The sequence below is a fragment of the uncultured Abyssibacter sp. genome (assembly GCF_964000955.1).
Lineage (GTDB): Bacteria > Pseudomonadota > Gammaproteobacteria > Nevskiales > OUC007 > Abyssibacter.
The window spans coordinates 1-2,801 of the sequence record NZ_CAXFCL010000253.1; the positions used below are offsets into that span (position 1 = coordinate 1).

At 66.3% G+C, this 2,801-nt stretch carries 2 protein-coding genes; one reads left to right on the top strand and one right to left on the bottom strand.

Annotation, left to right across the window (positions count from 1 at the left end):
• A partial coding sequence (locus ABNS06_RS12290; RefSeq protein WP_348674892.1) for a hypothetical protein occupies nt 1–224 on the bottom strand: 224 nt, incomplete at its 3' end.
• A 373-nt stretch (nt 225–597) separates the two neighbouring features.
• On the opposite strand from ABNS06_RS12290, the gene ABNS06_RS12295 reads away from it, so the two are divergent.
• The gene (locus tag ABNS06_RS12295; RefSeq protein WP_348674893.1) at nt 598–2,589 is read left to right on the top strand and encodes a fibronectin type III domain-containing protein; all 1,992 of its coding nucleotides are present in this window, start codon (nt 598–600) and stop codon (nt 2,587–2,589) included.
• Nucleotides 2,590–2,801 lie beyond the last annotated feature (212 nt).

Sequence of the window (2,801 nt, forward strand, 5' to 3'; positions counted from 1 at the left end):
AGCAGCACGAGCCAGACCCGCCACAGCGCCGGCGCCAGCAGCGCGTACAGAAACGCGCCGGCCCAGATCACCGGCAACAGGATCATGGCGATGGCGATGCCGTCCGCGCCGCCGTCACCCGGCGGCAGGCAACGGGCCAGCGCGACCAGGGTCGCCAGCGAGCTGATCGCGGCAACCGGTCCGGCGAGCAGGGCCCGGTGCGCCCGTTGTGGCCACCGACTCACGAAGGACACTCGGCGCGCGGCCGCGTGGCGGTCGGGTGAGGCTGGGGCGAGTTGATTTCGTCGGGCGGTGACACGAACGCTCCGGATGCAGTCGGGATGCCGGCGGGACCGATTTCCCGGGTCCGGCGAATGCCCCGCATTGAACCGTTCCTCCGCGCGACAGGCATCGGTGGAATCACCAAAAACGGCGTGGTCGACCCCGTTTCTTCGTGGTGTCACATCGGTGGAGCAGGATGAACGGCTTGTCTTGATTCCAGATGCGCCGACCGGGGCCGCCAGGTGTGTGCCGTGCCCACTCCCGACCCGATCGGCTCGCGTCAGTCGCAACGGGTTCGCAGAAATGAGACGTCCGGGTCTTTCCCTTCTTTCAGGCGTGCTGGCCGCGGTCGGTTTGCTGACGCATCCGGCATCGGCCGCCGAGCCGTTGCCGTTTCACGGTTGGACGCTCACGCAGAACGACATGGACTACAACCTGTCCGTGATCGGCCGGATGCGTGACTTCGGCGTCACTCACGTGCAGCTCTCGCACCGCATCGTCACGCGGGTGGACCAGTTCCAGAACGAGCCGGAGGTGGTGGATCGCGTGCGCGTGCTCGCCGACGCGATCCACGCCCAGGGCGGCCAGGCGATCGTGTGGATGCAGGAGCTGAACACCGACGACACCTTCACCTACTGCTTCGACCTCGACGGGGACGACATGCAGGCGAAGATGCAGGCCTATCGCGACGCGATGACGGCCGCGCCGGAGATCGATGGCGTGATGATCAGCTTCGGCAGCGCGCCCACCGAGCTGGCCGCGATCCTGCCGTCCTGTGCGCCGCTGCGATTCGCCGCGATCAAGGAAAAGTACAAGGCGATGATCGAGGCGGTCTCGCGGGTCGTGATGGACGAGTTCGGCAAGCAGGTCTACGTGCGGACCTTCTACCACAAGGGCTACGAGATCCCGTATCTGCGCGCGGCGCTGGAGGAGACCGAACGGCCGATCGTCGCGATGAGCAAGTCCGAGCCGAATGATTTCGAGCCGTACTACCCGCTCAATGTGCTGGTGGGTGATGTGGGCGCGCACGAGCAGTTCCTGGAGCTCGACTGCGCGGGCGAATACTGGGGCCGAGGCGCGATTCCGTTCGTGGCGGTGGAGTACTTCGCCCAGCGTTATCGGGAAAGCCTGGCCGCGCACGCCGATTCGGCGGGCCGGTTCGTGGGCTCCACCTGCCGGGTGGATCGCTATGAGTACTCGGCGATGGGCACGGCCAACGAGGCGAATCTGTTCGCCCAGGCGCAGCTGGCGCAGAACCCGGAGGTGGACTGGCAGACCATGCTGTCCCGTTACGTCTCCACCCGCTACGGACTGACCGCGGGGTCAGCGGCGCACACGACGCTGTTCGACATCCTGCGCAGAACCTACTGGGTCGGTCGCAAGATGTACTACGCCAAGGGCGAATGGGCGTTCAGGAAGGGCAGCGAAATCCCGGCCAGCAGCGCCGACGCGCTGAGCCTGATGTTCGACAAGACCATCTCGCAGTGGGATGCGGTCTACGCGCCGGTCACCGCCCAGCTGCTGGCGCCGTCGTCCGCCGCGGTGCTGGAACTGCTCCAGGAAAAGCACGAGGCGATGGAGATCGCGCAGCGCAACCTCGACGCGCTGCCGGAGCTGAGGGAGGCCATCGACCCGGCCGGTTACGCGGCGCTGGAGACCCTGCTGGTCAAGCAGCGGGTGGCCACCGAAATCTGGTTCCACATGGCCGGCGCGATCTTCGCCACCCGATCGGCTTTGTCACCGGCCGCGGGCGGATGGGTGGCCTGGCATCTCGAGGCGTTGACGACCCTGGCCGACCATCTGGACCATCAGTCCTATCCGCAGATCATCGATCCGTACCCGATGTCCGGCGAGGACATTCGCGAGTTCGTGAGCAACACCGGCGGCGGATTGATCGAGCGCGAGCCGGTGGAGCCGACCTGGCTGGTGATCGAGGGGATCGACATTGGGCGCAGCGACCAGACCAGTGTCGAGATCCGCTGGCGGGCCGAGGACGGCGTGAACTACACCGTCGAGGTGACGGACCGCCTGCCGGGCTACGCGCGCAGCGAAGCCCATGACCCCGCGACCACCGGCGACGATGGCATCGCGGTCTTCACGATCAGCGGTCTGGAACCACGCACGCCGTACTGGTTCCGCATCCAGGCCGACGCCGATGTCGGGTCGATGCTGTCGGGCGACTACAGCGTCTGGACGCGCGGATCGGATCGCGATCCGACCGATCCCGCGTCGCCGGATGACGCGTTCGGCGGTTCCGGCGCGCCGAGTCCGCTGCTGCTGCTCGGTTTGCTGACTCCCTTGTTGTTGTCGCGGGGCCGTCGCGGCTGACGACACGCCTTAGGCGTCGTCAGCTCGAACGGCCGGGTCCGCGGGCAAGGGAAGCACTGAGTTATTCACGCCGCCAAGTTGCCGCCTGAAATAAGGCCAGGCAAGGCGCGAGGAGAGAGGTTTGGTCATTCCAAATAAACGACGAGTAACGCCGCATGGCCTTATTTCAGGCGCAATCCGTATGGAACGGGCCGGTTTTCCCGCAATCCTGC